This window comes from Caballeronia jiangsuensis (assembly GCF_046030135.1).
Classification (GTDB): domain Bacteria; phylum Pseudomonadota; class Gammaproteobacteria; order Burkholderiales; family Burkholderiaceae; genus Caballeronia; species Caballeronia jiangsuensis.
The window spans coordinates 25111-39729 of the sequence record NZ_JAQQDB010000024.1 but is presented as its reverse complement, the minus strand read 5'-3'; the positions used below and the strand labels follow the sequence as shown (position 1 = coordinate 39729).

15 protein-coding genes are annotated in these 14619 nt (G+C 63.8%); 7 read left to right on the top strand and 8 right to left on the bottom strand.

Annotated features, from left to right (window positions below; genetic code table 11):
* Positions 1 to 10: 10 nt before the first annotated feature.
* From PQR08_RS23850 to PQR08_RS23840, 3 genes are all read right to left on the bottom strand, one after another.
* Entirely contained in the window at positions 11 to 715 is a 705-nt protein-coding gene (locus PQR08_RS23850; RefSeq protein WP_250485667.1) for a GntR family transcriptional regulator, read from the bottom strand.
* An 83-nt stretch (positions 716 to 798) separates the two neighbouring features.
* The gene (locus PQR08_RS23845; protein WP_250485666.1) at positions 799 to 1614 is read right to left on the bottom strand and encodes a cytochrome c; all 816 of its coding nucleotides are present in this window, start codon (positions 1612 to 1614) and stop codon (positions 799 to 801) included.
* A 73-nt stretch (positions 1615 to 1687) separates the two neighbouring features.
* A complete protein-coding gene (locus PQR08_RS23840; RefSeq protein ID WP_250485665.1) occupies positions 1688 to 2566 on the bottom strand; it encodes an NmrA family NAD(P)-binding protein in 879 nt (292 codons plus the stop codon).
* Positions 2567 to 2799: 233 nt separating this feature from the next.
* Between PQR08_RS23840 and PQR08_RS23835 the strand changes: the two genes are divergently transcribed.
* A complete protein-coding gene (locus tag PQR08_RS23835) occupies positions 2800 to 3396 on the top strand; it encodes a TetR/AcrR family transcriptional regulator (protein ID WP_250485664.1) in 597 nt (198 codons plus the stop codon).
* Positions 3397 to 3661: 265 nt separating this feature from the next.
* Positions 3662 to 4498, top strand: a complete 837-nt coding sequence (locus PQR08_RS23830) for an alpha/beta fold hydrolase (protein ID WP_187603848.1) — start codon at positions 3662 to 3664, stop codon at positions 4496 to 4498.
* A 39-nt stretch (positions 4499 to 4537) separates the two neighbouring features.
* Here PQR08_RS23830 and PQR08_RS23825 read toward each other — a convergent pair whose 3' ends face one another.
* Genes PQR08_RS23825 through PQR08_RS23815 form a run of 3 tightly spaced genes read right to left on the bottom strand, consistent with a single transcriptional unit; the run spans position 4538 to position 8236 of the window.
* Entirely contained in the window at positions 4538 to 5878 is a 1341-nt protein-coding gene (locus tag PQR08_RS23825) for a TldD/PmbA family protein (protein WP_250485663.1), read from the bottom strand.
* A complete protein-coding gene (locus tag PQR08_RS23820; RefSeq protein ID WP_250485662.1) occupies positions 5875 to 7314 on the bottom strand; it encodes a TldD/PmbA family protein in 1440 nt (479 codons plus the stop codon). Before PQR08_RS23820 ends, PQR08_RS23825 begins: the two co-directional genes overlap by 4 nt.
* 37 nt (positions 7315 to 7351) lie before the next feature.
* Positions 7352 to 8236, bottom strand: coding sequence for an SGNH/GDSL hydrolase family protein (locus tag PQR08_RS23815; protein ID WP_250485661.1), 885 nt, complete (start codon positions 8234 to 8236; stop codon positions 7352 to 7354).
* Between the two features lie 149 nt (positions 8237 to 8385).
* Between PQR08_RS23815 and PQR08_RS23810 the strand changes: the two genes are divergently transcribed.
* Positions 8386 to 8703 (top strand): HNH endonuclease, encoded by a 318-nt coding sequence (locus PQR08_RS23810; RefSeq protein ID WP_035504435.1) that lies wholly within the window; start codon positions 8386 to 8388, stop codon positions 8701 to 8703.
* Positions 8704 to 8712: 9 nt separating this feature from the next.
* Here the strand turns inward: PQR08_RS23810 and PQR08_RS23805 are convergent, their stop codons facing one another.
* Positions 8713 to 8991, bottom strand: coding sequence for a hypothetical protein (locus PQR08_RS23805; RefSeq protein ID WP_238210894.1), 279 nt, complete (start codon positions 8989 to 8991; stop codon positions 8713 to 8715).
* A gap of 414 nt (positions 8992 to 9405) precedes the next feature.
* Here PQR08_RS23805 and PQR08_RS23800 point away from each other — a divergent pair, with 414 nt between their 5' ends.
* Complete coding sequence (locus tag PQR08_RS23800; RefSeq protein WP_250485660.1) at positions 9406 to 10464, top strand: NAD(P)-dependent alcohol dehydrogenase; 1059 nt, start codon at positions 9406 to 9408, stop codon at positions 10462 to 10464.
* Positions 10465 to 10473: 9 nt separating this feature from the next.
* Here PQR08_RS23800 and PQR08_RS23795 read toward each other — a convergent pair whose 3' ends face one another.
* A complete protein-coding gene (locus tag PQR08_RS23795; protein WP_250485659.1) occupies positions 10474 to 11370 on the bottom strand; it encodes a LysR family transcriptional regulator in 897 nt (298 codons plus the stop codon).
* Positions 11371 to 11470: 100 nt separating this feature from the next.
* On the opposite strand from PQR08_RS23795, the gene PQR08_RS23790 reads away from it, so the two are divergent.
* The 3 genes from PQR08_RS23790 to PQR08_RS23780 are packed head-to-tail and all read left to right on the top strand — an operon-like array spanning position 11471 to position 14462.
* Positions 11471 to 12775 (top strand): CitMHS family transporter, encoded by a 1305-nt coding sequence (locus PQR08_RS23790; RefSeq protein ID WP_187603856.1) that lies wholly within the window; start codon positions 11471 to 11473, stop codon positions 12773 to 12775.
* An 18-nt stretch (positions 12776 to 12793) separates the two neighbouring features.
* Positions 12794 to 14152, top strand: coding sequence for an acyclic terpene utilization AtuA family protein (locus tag PQR08_RS23785; protein WP_250485658.1), 1359 nt, complete (start codon positions 12794 to 12796; stop codon positions 14150 to 14152).
* Positions 14139 to 14462, top strand: a complete 324-nt coding sequence (locus tag PQR08_RS23780; RefSeq protein ID WP_250485657.1) for an AtuA-related protein — start codon at positions 14139 to 14141, stop codon at positions 14460 to 14462. Before PQR08_RS23785 ends, PQR08_RS23780 begins: the two co-directional genes overlap by 14 nt.
* Positions 14463 to 14619 lie beyond the last annotated feature (157 nt).

Genomic DNA, 14619 nt, shown 5'->3' with positions numbered 1-14619 from the left:
CGCTTTGGGCTCAGGACGCGGAATGTTCCCGGTCGTGACGGTCGAGCACCGCCTTTTCGGCGGCGAGAATATGGCAGCGCGTGATGGCTTCCGCCCACGCGGCGTTGCGCTGTTCCAGCGCGAGAACGATTTCGACATGCTGGCGCGCGCTGCGCTCGCGGTCTTCGTCGCTATAGGTGTCGAAGGTCCACTTGATGAGCGGCGTTTCCTTCATCGACTTGAGCGAGCGATCGAGGCGCGCGTTGTTCGCGGCGGCCGTGATGATCGCGTGAAATTCGCCGTTCGCGGTGAACCACGCTTCGCAGGATTCGGATGTCGATGGACGTCGCGTGATGTCGAGCATCGCTTCGGCGAGCGCTTTCAGGCGCGCGATGTCCGATGCGCCGATCGCAAGCGCCGCGCGCCCGGCAAGATACGGCTCGATCAGAAGACGCGCCTCGAAAATCTCGCGCGCGTCCTGCACCGTCCACGCTTTCACGCGCACGCCGAAGTTCGCGCGCGTTTCGACCCAGCCTTCGGCATCGAGCCGGCGCAATGCTTCGCGCACCGGCGTGCGGCTCACGCCGAGGCTTTTGGCGAGCTGTTCCTCGCGCAGATACTGACCCGCGCCGTACTGGCCGTCCGCGAGCGCCTCTTTGATGGCGACGTACACGTCATCGGCCGAACGCGACGGTTCGGGCGGGATTGTATGCAAAGCGGGTTGAGTCTGCGCCACTTCGGCCTCGTTTCCAGCAATCGACGAGGCTATTGTATGCAATGTTGGCGTGTTGAAACGTGGGGATTTCCCGCAGTGTCCGCTTACTTCCTGCGCTTCGCCATGTAGCCGAGGTAGGCGATGACCGCATCGAGATCGCTGTCGCTGATCGCGTTCTTGTCGAAGGCGGGCATTTTCATGTCGGACCAGGCGCGGATCGACTTCGGGTCGCGGATGAACGATTTGAGCGCCCACGGCTGGAAGTATTCGGTCGGATTGCGCGGGAGATTCAGGTCAGGGCCCATCGATGCGTCGCCCGCGCCGTTCAGCTTGTGGCAGACCATGCATTGCGTCGCGAAGACGGTCTGACCGCGGCGAATCGGTGAATTGGGCGGCACGCTCTTCTCAACGGCGATTTGCGGGAAGCGCGCGGCGAGCGTCGGCGCGATGCGGATCGCGTCGACCTTGAAGGGCCATTGCTCGCTCGACACGCCCGACGCGGCCGGATCGATCCACACGACATAGAAAGGACCGATATCGCCGCCGTCCGGCAATCGCGGCCAGGGTTCGTCCGGCGACTCGATCGCGAGCCACGGCTCGGCGCGTTTCTTCGCATCGCCGAAGAGCAGCTTCGCGGAAAAGTGCGTGACGAAGCCGTCGCTCGCGGTGACCTGAAGCTCCTTGCCGGCGGGCAATTCCGTGATGCCGAGCAGCGCGCGCAACGGGACCGCGCGATACGTCATCGTGCGGTGAAACGTGACATCGTTCGGCACGCGGATGGTCGCGACATCGGGACGTGCGAGCAACTGCTCGGTCGTGAGCGAGCGCTCGCCGCCGACGTTGATCGCGAGCGTCGCGGCCATCGACGAAATGCAGGCGAGTAGCAGAGTCACGAGCGCGAATGCATGTCTGAAGCTCATTCGATCTCTCTTCGAGTGCTCGCGTTGATCGAGCAACTCGCCCTCATACTACCCGCGACGAACCCGGACTGCTTCAGCCGAAGACCGCGCGATTCGCCGTCACGAATGCCTCGACGGTCTGCGGCGCGCTTCCCGTCACGCGCTCGATGATGCCGTCAGTGCCCTCGAAGACGCCGTTCTGATAGTCGACAGCCACCTCGACGAAATGCTGGATGGTGAAATCCGGCAGGTCGTAGTGGCTCAGATGCTCGCGATAGCCATCGAGCGTCGCCGGACGGTAGACGATTTTCCTGCCCAGCACGTCGCTCATCACGGCGGCGATCTCCGCCTGATTCATTTGGACCGGGCCGCACAGCTCGTAGGTCTTGCCGACGTGGTCATCGGGATTGGCAAGCACGGCAGCGATAAAGCGCGCCTGATCTTCCGCCGCGATAGGCGCATGCCGGCCATCGCCGAACGGCAACGCGATCTCGCCGTCGCGAACGATCGTGTCCCGAACCCACGGAAAGACCAGCCACTCGGAGAAGAACGTCGGCCTGATGTGCACGGTCGGCACGCCCGCCCAGTCGAGCACGCGCTCGGCAATCCAGTGGTCCCGCGCCGCGTGGCTTTTCGCGTTTTCGCGCGCCGAAATCTGCGACATGTTCACCACCGCTTTCAGTCCCGCGCGACGCGCCGCATCGGCGAAATAGGCGGTCGCCTGGATGAAACCGGGACGAACGGGATAACAGAGATACGCCGCGTCCATTCCGTCGGTCGCGCGGATTGCGTCATCGTGCGAGAGAAGGTCGCCGGTCATGATTTCAGCGCCGGCTTGCCTAAGCGCCTCGCTGCGATCGTCCTCCTTGCGAACCAGCGCGCGCACCGCGTGACCGCTGTCGAGAAGGTTCCGCACCGTGTGAACGCCTGTCTTGCCGGCAGCGGCCGTGACCAGAATCTTGTGTTGTTCCATGATGAATCTCCGTTTGGATGTTCGACGAATTCGCTAAAAGTGCATATGCACTATTTTGAGCGCAGCGATTTGCTGCCACCACGCTTTCGATCGATACTGCACTGATCTGGATGTTAGTCATAATCCAGAAACGAAGCAACTTTTCGTGACTCAACTCAGAATTGCCAGACGCGCACCAATGGAAAACAGGTGGCGGGATTACACTTGCCCGCCAATGCAGTGTGGAGATGCAAATGGGTCATTCGCAGGCACAGAAGGTCGAGACACGTCAGCGCATCGTTGAAGTGGCGGCAAGGCGATTGCGTGAGCGCGGCGTCGATGGCGCGAGCATCGCCGACCTCATGAAGGAGGCCGGACTCACCGTAGGCGGTTTCTACAAGCACTTCGCTTCCCGCGATGAACTCGTGCGAGAAGCGTTCGAGTACGCGCTGCGAGATATCGAGTCGTGGCAGGCATCCATCCCGACCGATCCGCAACGGGCAATGCGCGCGTATCTGTCCGGGTCGCACAGGGACAACATCGAACGCGCCTGTCCGGTTTCGGCGCTGGTCAATGACATGAGCCGCTGCGCGGGCGCGACGCGCGAGGCGTACTCGCTTCGCGTCGAGAAGATCGTGGGGTTGATCGCTCAGGCATCGCCCGCGCTGCTCGACGCAACGAAGCGCGCGGAGGCGTTCCACATACTGAGTGCGTGCGTGGGTGCGGTGACGCTGTCGCGGGCCGTATCGGACCCGGAGCTGTCCAATCAGATTCTCGATGGCGCGCTGAGCGGCGTGCTCGCGATGCTGTCCTCCGGGCGCGACGCCAGCGCGGCGCAAGAGCGTGCGTGACCGCGTGACCCGCGTTCACCGATTTGGTGCCGCGCACCCAGGTTCAAACACTTGCAACCCCACTTACTTGCGGGCAATCGTCCAATGATGCCGGTAAGCGTGTACTGTTCTACTCGGACGATGATGCGAACTCGAAAGTTCGAGCCGTCGCATCGATAGACTGTCCGTCACCGTTGTCTCGCCTGCAAGAACGTCGAAGCCGGCGCCGGGTTACCAACCCGGCCCGGCATCCTGCTCCACACCTTCTCACGAGTGAGGATTAATCATGCCGTTCGTCACGACTAAAGATAACGTCGAAATTTTCTATAAAGACTGGGGGCCGAAAGACGCGCAACCCATCGTCTTTCATCATGGCTGGCCGCTTTCCTCCGACGACTGGGACGCGCAGTTGCTGTTCTTCGTACAGAAAGGGTATCGCGTGGTCGCGCACGACCGGCGCGGGCACGGCCGCTCGTCGCAGGTCTCCGAGGGTCACGACATGGACCACTACGCCGCCGACGCCTTCGCGGTCGTCGAAGCGCTGGACCTGAAGAATGCCGTGCACATCGGACACTCGACGGGCGGCGGCGAAGTCGCCCGATATGTCGCGAAGCACGGCGAACCGGCGGGACGTGTCGCGAAGGCCGTGCTCGTCAGCGCGGTGCCGCCGCTGATGCTGAAGACCGAAGCCAATCCGGAAGGCCTGCCCGTCGAAGTATTCGATGGCTTTCGCAAGGCGCTCGCCGACAACCGCGCGCAGTTCTTCGTCGATGTTCCCGCCGGTCCTTTCTACGGATTCAATCGACCGGGCGCGACGGTTCATCAGGGCGTCATCCAGAACTGGTGGCGTCAGGGCATGATGGGCAGCGCGAAGGCACATTACGAGGGCATCAAGGCGTTCTCGGAGACGGACCAGACAGAAGACCTGAAGTCGATTTCCGTGCCGACGCTCGTCCTGCACGGTGACGACGACCAGATCGTGCCCATCGGCGACGCTGCGCTGAAGTCCATCAAGCTGCTGAAGAACGGTACCCTGAAGACGTATCCGGGCTACCCGCACGGCATGCTCACGGTCAACGCGGACGTTCTCAACGCCGACCTGCTCGCATTCGTGCAGGGCTGATCGGGAGATAGCGAGCCGGTAGCGACGCCGGCTCGCACCTCAAAGCGTCAGTCTGAAGCTGCGCGCGAGCAGTCCCGGCAGCCGCAAGCCGCCGGTCGAGCGTTCGCTCCATGTCGAGTCGTTCAGAAGCAGTTCCGGCGTCGCGCCGAGCCGCTCCAGCTCGCTGCCGAGCAACCGATAAAGACTGTCGTCGAACCGCATCGCGTCGATGGGCGCGACGATCTCGCCGTCTTCCACCCAGAACGTGGCGAAGCGCGTCATGCCGGTCAGCCGGCAATCCATCCGGTCGGAAAAATTCACGTACCACAGGTTGCCGATATACAGGCCCGTGCCGATCGCGGCGAGCACGTCGGCGTCGGCGAGATCGCCTGCCTGCATCGAGAGCGAAACCGGCATCTCGTTCGCGAGCGCTCCGTTGGGACGCAGGCCATATTCGCGGGCCGTCCGCGCGCTCGTGAGTTGCTGCGCGCCGCGTCCCGCCTCGATGAGCGGCACCGTCTCGCGCCGATAGCCGTCCTCGTTGAAGCGCGGCGCGATGCCGAGATCGAGATCTTCGATCAGCGTGACGCGCTCGTCCAGCGAGACGTCGCCGCGATTGAGCCGATAGAGTTCGCTGCGCGCGGTCGCCTGCTGCCGGGCCGAGAACGCCGTGAAAGACGCTGTGCCGATCAGTTCGGCGAGCGCACTCGGCGCCAGCCACGCGCGATACGAGCCTGGCTTCAGCGTGCGCGGCGCGCGGGCGAGCACCGGCATGCGTGCCGCGGGCTCCTCGATCTTTCTCGCGAACGTCTCGTCGCTCCATTGCTCGCTCGCGTACGTCGTCTTGATCGCGCGCCCGCTCGCATCGTAGAGAGACCAACTGAAATTGAAGTTCTCGACTTCGTGCCAGCCGCGACTTCCGCCCGACGACGCGAAGCCGCGCACCAACGCGCCGCCCGCATAGAAGCCGACGAAATCGAGCCCGGCTGCGCATCGTTCGACCACGCTCAGCAGCGACCCGATCTCCGGCAACGTGCCGCGCCGATGCGTGGTCTGCGTCCACGTCGAAGTATCGACGAGCAGATGAGGATCGGGGCTCGCATCCCGAAGCGCCTCGCGCAATCCGTCGAGCGCGCCAGCGACCGCGTCGCGATCCACGTTCGAATCGCCGGATATCGTGAGCGTCGAATAGGCCTGACGCTCGTCCTCGATGAGCCTCACAGTCAGCGTGCCCTGCGACACGTGACCGATCTGGCGCACCTTGCCCGCATTGAAGCGCACGAAGTCCGATTCCTCGGCGGCAAGCGTCGTCAATGACATTTCGCCCGGCGCGAGCCGCTCTTCGATGACGTCGGCGAGCATCAGGAAATGGCGTTTCCAGTCGATCGTCGCGGCGTTCATCGCGTGCCTCCGAACACATCGACATCGCGGAACACGCACGCGGGCGACGCGTGGCCCACGCGCGCGATCTGCATCGGCTCGCCCTTGCCGCACAGCGCCGTGCCGTAGACGCCGCGCGTCGCCTCGTTGCCGACGGCGGCGAGACTCCGCCAGAAACTCGCCGATATACCCCGATACCCCGGCTGCCGCACGACTTGCGTGAGCTCGCCGTGCTCGATCAGTTGCCCGAACTCGCAGCCGAACTGGAACTTGTTGCGATGATCGTCGATGGACCACGACGTATTGGTGCGCATGAGAATGCCGCGCCCGATGCCGGCGATCATCTCGTCGAGCGAACTCGTTCCCGGCTCGATGTTGAGATTCGCCATGCGGTCGATAGGCGGACGGTTCCAGCTCGATGCCCGCGAATTGGCGACGCCCGCGATGCCCGCGCGCTGTTGCGAGAGCGCGCCGCCGAGCGCGCGTTCGAGCACGCCGTTGCGGATCAGATAGTGTTTGTCGGCGGCGGCGCCGTCGTCGTCGAACGCGTAGGCCGCGGCCTCGCCGGGCAACGCGGGATCGAACGTGACATTCAGCAGCGGCGAGCCGTATCGATAATTGCCGAAGAACGCCGGTTTCACGAAGCTCGATCCGGCGAAGTTGCGCTCGTCGCCGAGAATGCGGTCGAGTTCGAGCGGATGTCCGATCGACTCGTGAATCTGCAGCGCCATCTGGTCGGGCATCAGAAGCAGATCGCGCACGCCGCTCGGGCAGTTCGGCGCGGCGAGCAGCGCAAGCGCCTCGCGCGCGAGCCGCTCGCCCGCGCCATCGAACCCGAAGTGATCCAGTATCTCGACGCCGCCTTGCGCGATGGTTCCGTAATCGCCGCCGAGCGTGCGGACCTGCGTATCGCCGTCGGCATGCGCGGCGACCGAGAACTGTGGCATCACGAATCTGAAGCGCTGCTCGATGCGCACGCCGTCGCTCGTGATGAAAATCTGCTCGCTCTCGACGACCTGCACCGACGCGATGCGCTCGACGATGCGTGCGTCGATGCGCGCCGCGCTGCACTCGTGCGCGAGCCTTGCGAGCCATTCGCGCGGCGTCGGAAGCGCAGTCGCCATATGCGGCGATTCATACGCGCCGCTTCGCGACGGACGCGCGACGCACCGATGATCGACGAGCGAAAGCCGCGCGCTCGCCTCGGCGCGGCGTGTCGCGATGTCGAGGGCCGCCTGCAAGCCCGTCGCGGACAAGTCCGGCGTCGCGGCATATCCCGCGCCGGCGCCGCGCCATGCGGTGAGCATCGCACCTCGGTCGCGCACGCGGCGCAAAGGCTGGGCCACGTCGTTGCGCACCTGATGATCGTCCGTGCGTTCATCGACGAAGCGCACGGCGTAGAAGTCCGCTTCGCTTGCGAGCGCGCGGACGCGCTCGTCGAGCCGTTCATCGGTCATGTCGGTTTCCGTGTGTGGCCGCAGTCGAGCGCGGCTCTCATATGCGATTCGCAAAGCGCGCGGCGAGCGCGGCTCTGAAACGGGCGGCGATCTTGCCGAAACCCGCGCCGGTGGGATGCAGTTCGTTGGCCCAGTCATCGGACGCGAGCGTGCCTTGCGTCTCGACCAGCACCATGTCGTTGGCGGGATCGCTGGCGAGCCGCTGCAGCATCGCGCGGAACTGGATGAGGATCGTCCTCACGATCAGCGTGCCGGGCGCGAGGTCCGGCCAGCCGCGATCCACAAGCGATGGACGAAGCCACGGTCCGGCGAGATGGCAGGCCGAGATGCCGTTGGGAATCGCGAAGTCGTAGGCGTGCACGAAGATGGGCGCGTGCGGCGCGAACCGGTCGCGGGTGCGAATCAGATCGAGATAGGCGCTCTCGACCACGCCGAAGATATGCGCGAGCCGCCGGTTATCGACGCCTCGCGCGGGATCGTTGCCGACCGCGCTCGCATCGTGGAGCCAGAAGCGGAACTGGTCCCCGACGACATCGTTGCCGCCGCCGGAGAAAAGCAGCGCATCGATATGTCCGTTGGCCTTGTCCTGCAACTGGGCGATGAGGCGGTTGCGCTTGTTCACGCCGAGAAGTGTGGTGGTCGCGTCGCTGTAGTGCGCGAGCTTGAGGATCATTGGCGTGGGATTGCCGGTGTCCTTGAGCGCTTGCAACACATCCGTGGCGTGAAGCGGGTCCGGCAGCGGATAGTCGAACCAGGAATCGCCGTCGCCGATGAGATTGAGCGGCGCGGGCGCGCCGGCCTGACGCGCTTGCAGCGCTTTCGCCTGCCGCACTTCGTGCTGATGTGCCCTGACGCGCGCGTTCAGATCCTGCTGGATCTGCTCCTGCCAGTTCTCGTAGAGGTTGCTCGCCGGACCTGTCATGGCGTGTCTCCGATGCGCGCGTTCACGCAGACATTCTATCGTCGCGGCGTGCTTTCGATGAAGACGTTGAGGATTGTTGAGCAGACAAGCGGTCCGATGCGCCGTCGAAAGACGAGTTGTACACTCGAAAAGAACGAACGAGGACCGCGATGGCGAAGCGCACACCGGAGCCGTGGTATCACCCGCCGCAGGAGGAAATCTGCGCGCTGTGCGGGCGCGCGGTGCCGCCATCGGAACGCGATCTGCATCATCTCGTGCCGAAGTCGCAAGGGGGAAAGCAGACGGCGGTGCTGCATCGCATCTGTCATCGGCAATTGCATGCGCTCTTCACCGAAAAGGAACTGGCGCAGCGCTATTCGACCGTCGATGCACTGCTCGCGCACGAAGCGGTGCATAGCTTCGTCGAATGGGTGAAGACCAAGCCGGACAGTTTCTATCAGCGCACGCGGCGCGCGCGTGCGCGCTGACAGCGCACATCAGTGCGCGCAGGAAAGCTCGCTCCGGTACGCCGTCATGCCGAAGCGCTGAAGGATGAAACTCTCGACGACCAGACGGATATCGGCTTCGCGCGGCCGCGTACCCCAGCGGCTGTTTCCCGCCACCGAAGCGACCGTGAACCATGACTGCGGCGGAAACAATTCGACGCGCAACATGCCGCGTTCGAAGATCCTGAGACGCCCCGTATCGATATGAAACTCGGCGCTGACCGCGCCGCCCGGCATGCCGATGCTTGCCGTAATTGCCTTCACCTTCATGGTCTCGCTCTCTCAAAGTTCCGGCGCCGCGCGCAAGGTTTTATCGTCTTCAAGCGCGGGATAACCTTATGACGCTCATCTCCGATCGGCTAGCCCCATTAAGCAGGGAGTCGAAAGAAGGGCGCACGATTGTCAAATTCTCCAGCAACGCAATTGCGCAGTCCTTTCGAAAGGCATAATCGCGCGGCCATTTCGGCAGAGATCTTCTTATAGGCATACAGTATCGGCGTTGCGTTTCGCCGCCGAAATATCGGCGCAATCGGCAAGTCGCCCGCAACGCGTGCGGTGCATGACGGCGACTGTTCGCTGCCGCACAAAAACGATCTCCTGACACGTCTCATCAGCCGGCCTTTTTGCATCGCGCCGGGGCCGGCTCGTTCACGAAAGATTCAAACCAAAGAGGGAAGCACAATCATGCTGAAAGCGTATTCCTATGCAGCCGCCGCAGCCGACAAGCCACTCGGCCCGCTCGAAATTCAACGTCGCGATGTCGGTCCGAACGACGTGCGAATCGACATTCTGTTCTGCGGCGTGTGTCACTCCGATCTGCACATGGCGAGGAACGAATGGGGCGGCTCGAACTATCCGGTCGTGCCCGGACATGAAATCGTCGGACGCGTCGCGGAAGTCGGTTCTGACGTATCGAAGTTCAAGGTCGGCGATCTCGCGGGCGTCGGCTGCATGGTGGATTCATGTCGCGTGTGCGCGTCCTGCCAGGAAGGACTCGAGCAGTTCTGCGACGGCCCCGATAGCTTCACGCAAACCTATAACTCGCCGGACAAGAAGTCGGGCGGCTTCACGGCGGGCGGCTATTCGACGAGCATCGTGGTCGATGAGGCGTTCACGCTGAGCATCCCCGAAAACCTCGAACTCGCGGCGGTCGCACCGTTGCTGTGCGCGGGCATCACGACCTATTCGCCGCTGCGCCACTGGAACGTTCAGAAGGGGCAGAAAGTCGGTATCGTCGGTCTCGGCGGCCTCGGTCACATGGGCGTGAAGATCGCCGCCGCGATGGGCGCGCATGTCGTGCTCTTCACGACATCGCCGGGCAAGATCGAGGACGCGAAGCGTCTGGGCGCGCATGAAGTCGTGATCTCGAAGGACCCGGATCAGATGGCGGCGCACGCGAACAGCTTCGACTTCATTTTGAACACGGTGGCCGCGTCGCACGATCTCGATCAGTTCATGGCGCTGCTCAAGCGCGACGGCACGATGACGCTCGTCGGCGCGCCGGAGCATCCGCATCCGTCGCCTTCGGTGATGAACATGATTTTCAAGCGCCGCTCGCTCGCGGGCTCGCTCATCGGCGGCATCGCGGAGACGCAGGAGATGCTCGATTTCTGCGGCAAGCACGGCATCACGTCGGACATCGAGATGATTCGCATGGACGAGATCAACACGGCCTACGAGCGCATGTTGAAGAGCGATGTGAAGTACCGCTTCGTGATCGATATGGCGACAATGGAAAAGTAAGCGCGCGGTTCAACGGGGCGCGTTCATCGTCGCGCGCATGCGTTCGACGAAGCGCTCCGTCACGGCGGGCAAGGTCCTGCCGCGCTTCTTCACGATGGCGATCGGCCGCACGAACGCAGGATGGTCGATCGCCTTCACCACGAGCCCCGGCTCGGCGCGCACCTCGCGCGCGGTTTCCGGAAGAATCGTCACACCCAGACCGCCGCGCACCATCGCGACGGCGGTCATCATGTAGGTCGGTTCGCACGCGATATCGAGCGCTTCGCGCGTTTCGCTGAGCGCCGCATCGACGACCGCGCGCACGCTCGTGCCCGGTGCGGTGAGCACGAGCGGCGAGCGCGCGAGATCGGCGAGGCTCACCCGGCGCTTCCTCGCCAGCGCATGTTTCTTCGGGCACACCACGACGAGCCGGTCCACGCCCGCGTGCAGCACTTCGAGCATCGGGTCGAGCACATCGCCGCCGGTCAGTCCGATATCCGCCTCCTCGTTGCGCACGAGCGCATTCACGGTGCTCGCCACCACATCGCGAATCTGAAACACGACGCGCGGCACTTCGCGCTTCATGCCGATGATCAGTTCGGGCAACACGCTCGCGGCAAAGGTAGGCAGGCACGCGATGCGGATCGTGCCGCTTTCCCCCTCGCCCATCGCGCGCGCATCGCGCAGCACGTTCTCCATGTCGCGCAACGACTTGCGCAGGAGCGGCAGCAACTCGCGCCCGGTCGGCGTCAGCGCGACATTGCGGCTATTGCGATCGAAGAGCCGCGCGCCGACCGCGTCTTCCAGCCGGCGTATCTGCACGGTGAGCGCGGGCTGCGACAGATGCAGCCGTTCCGCCGCCCGCGTGAAGCTGCCCGCCTCGGCCACCGCGACGAGCGCGCGGATATCGCGAAGATTCAGATCCATTATGGTTTGTGATAGCTGCGATCAAATCATTTCAATTGTGTTATCGCCGCTTCGAACTTACTCTCGACTCCATCAAAAGACAATATTCGGAGACAAGTTCATGCTGCCGTTGCTCGGCCTCGCCACCATCGTCGTCCTGCTCGGGGCGATTCTCTCGAAGCGCATGTCACCGCTCGTCGCGCTCATCATCGTGCCGATCGCGGCTTCGCTGATCGGCGGCTTCGGCCTCTCTACGAGCAAGTTCGTCATCGACGGACTGAAGAGTCTCGCGCCGGTCGTCGGCATGTTCGTGTTCGCGATTCTCTACTTCGGCACGATCACGGATGCGGGCACGCTCGATCCGATCATCGACCGCATCCTGCGCGCGGTCGGCACCAAACCGACGCGCATCGTGATGGGCACGACGCTGCTCGCGCTCCTGATCCATCTCGACGGCTCCGGCGCCGTGTGCTTTCTCGTCACCATTCCGGCGATGCTGCCGCTCTACGAGCGCCTGAACATGGACAAGCGCGTGCTGGCGGCGGCCGTGTCGATGGCGGCGGGCATCAACTTCCTGCCGTGGACCGGGCCGATGATCCGCGCGTCCGCCTCGCTGCATCTGCCGATTTCCGCGCTGTTCAATCCGCTGATTCCGGTGCAGATCATCGGCCTCGTGTTCGTGTTCGGCATGGCGTGGTGGCTCGGCCGCCGCGAGGAAAAGCGCCTCGGCTATTCGAGCGCCAGCGGTTCGATCCCGCTGCCCAAGCGCGAACTCACGCCCGAGGAACAGGCGCTGCGTCGCCCGAAGAATTTCTGGTTCAACATCGTGCTGACGATCGTCGTGCTCGGCACGATGGTCGTGATGGGCGAGAAGATTCCGCCCGCGATCATGTTCATGGTCGGGCTGTGCATCGCGCTGATGGTGAATTACCCGAACGTCGACATGCAAAGAAAGCGCGTCGATGCCCACGCGCGCGCCGCGCTGATGATGGCGGGCATTCTGCTCGCGGCGGGCGTGTTCACCGGCATCATGCAGGGCAGCGGCATGCTGAAGGCGATGGCGCAGGCGGCTGTCGGCTTCGTGCCGCCCGCGATGGCCGGACACATTCCGGTCGTGCTCGGCCTCTTGTCGATGCCGCTCTCGATGCTCTTCGATCCCGATTCGTTCTATTTCGGTGTGCTGCCGGTGATCGCCGAAGTGGCGTCGCAACTCGGCGTGCCCGCCGTGCATGTCGGCCAGGCCGCGCTGCTCGGCCAGATGACGACCGGCTTCCCCGTGAGTCCGCTCACGCCCGCGACGTTTCTGGTCGTCGGCTTGTGCGGCATCGATCTCGCGGATCATCAGAAGTTCACGTTCCCGCTGCTGTTCGGCGCGTCGATCGTCATGACGATCGCGTGCGTCGTGCTGGGCGTGTTTCCGCTTTAATCCATACCGGACGACGTCATGAAAGACACCATCAGAATAGGCGCGGGCGCGGGCTATTCGGGCGACCGCATCGAGCCCGCCGTCGAGCTCGCGGAGCACGGCGCGCTCGACTATCTCGTGTTCGAGTGCCTCGCCGAACGCACGATCGCAATCGCGCAGCAGTCGCGCCGCAACGATCCCGAACTCGGCTACGACCCGCTGCTCGAAGCGCGCATGCGCGCGGTGCTGCCGGTCGCGGTGAAGAACGGCGTGCGCATCGTCTCGAACATGGGCGCGGCCAATCCGCACGCGGCGGCGAGAAAGACCGCGCAGATCGCGCGCGAGCTCGGCTTGCACGGATTGAAGATCGCCGCGGTCACCGGCGACGACGTACTCGACGCCGTCCTTCAATCGCCGCTTCGTTTCGAGGAATCCGGCGACGATGTGAGCGCGTATGCGGACCGCATCGTCTCGGCGAACGCGTACCTCGGCGCGGCGCCGATCGTCGATGCGCTCGCGGCGGGCGCGGATATCGTGCTGACGGGACGTGTCGCCGATCCATCGCTGTTCACGGCGCCGCTCATCCACGCGTTCGGCTGGTCGATGGACGACTGGAACACGCTCGGGCAGGCGACCGTCGTCGGTCATTTGCTCGAATGCGCGGGGCAGGTGACAGGCGGCTACTTTGCCGATCCCGGCTACAAGGACGTCGGCAATTTGGCGCGTCTCGGCTTTCCGATCGGCGAAGTGAGCGCGGACGGCGCGGTCGTCGTGACGAAGGTGCCGCATGCGGGCGGCTGTGTGACCGAAGCAACCTGCAAGGAGCAACTGCTCTATGAGATTCACGATCCGGGCCGTTACTTTCAGCCGGACGTGGTCGCGGATTTCACGCAGGTGCGCGTGATGCAGGAATCGCACGACCGTGTGCGCGTGACGGGCGGATGCGGCAAACCGCGCACCGGTACGCTCAAGGTTTCCGTCGCCTATGCCGACGGCTACATCGGCGAAGGCCAGATTTCGTACGGCGGTCCGGGCGCGGTGACACGCGCGCGGCTCGCGCTCGATATCGTGCGCGAGCGACTCGCGATCACGGGCGTCGATACGAGCGAGCTTCGCTTCGACCTGATCGGCGTGAACGCTCTATATGGCGACACGCTCGCTTCTCAGCACGACGAACCGTACGAAGTGCGTGTGCGCGTCGCGGGCCGCGCATCGAACGCGAAGGACGCGGCGCGCATCGGCAACGAGGTCGAAACGCTGTACACCAACGGCCCGGCGGGCGGCGGCGGCGTGACGAAGGCGACGCGCGAAGTCGTCGCCGTTCAGTCCGTGCTGCTCGCGCGCGAACATGTAAAACCCGTTTTCGAATTCGTGGAGGCAAGCGATGAAACTGCGTGAACTGGCGCACGGCCGCACCGGCGATAAAGGCAACACGCTGAACGTGTCGGTGATCTGCTTCGACGCGAAGCACTACGCGCATCTGCGCGCAGCACTGACGCCCGAGCGCGTGAAAGCCCATCTCGCCGATGTCGTGAAAGGCGATGTCGTGCGCCACGAACTGCCGCATCTCGGCGCGTTCAACTTCGTGCTCGGTCATGCGCTCGGCGGCGGCGTCACGCGATCGCTCGCGCTCGACGCGCACGGCAAGTCGATGAGTTCGGCGCTGCTCGATATCGAAATCGATACGAAAGCAGACGATATTTCGTAGGAAGAAATACACCACCTGCCGCTACTTCAGATGTTGGGAAAGCTAACTGTTTAGGTAAAAAACGCCGCTCAACTATGGACAAAAGCTCGCCAACTGCTAGCATGACGTTCTCGTTAGACTTTTTTACATTTTAGTTGTCTTTAGGTTCTAAGCGCCT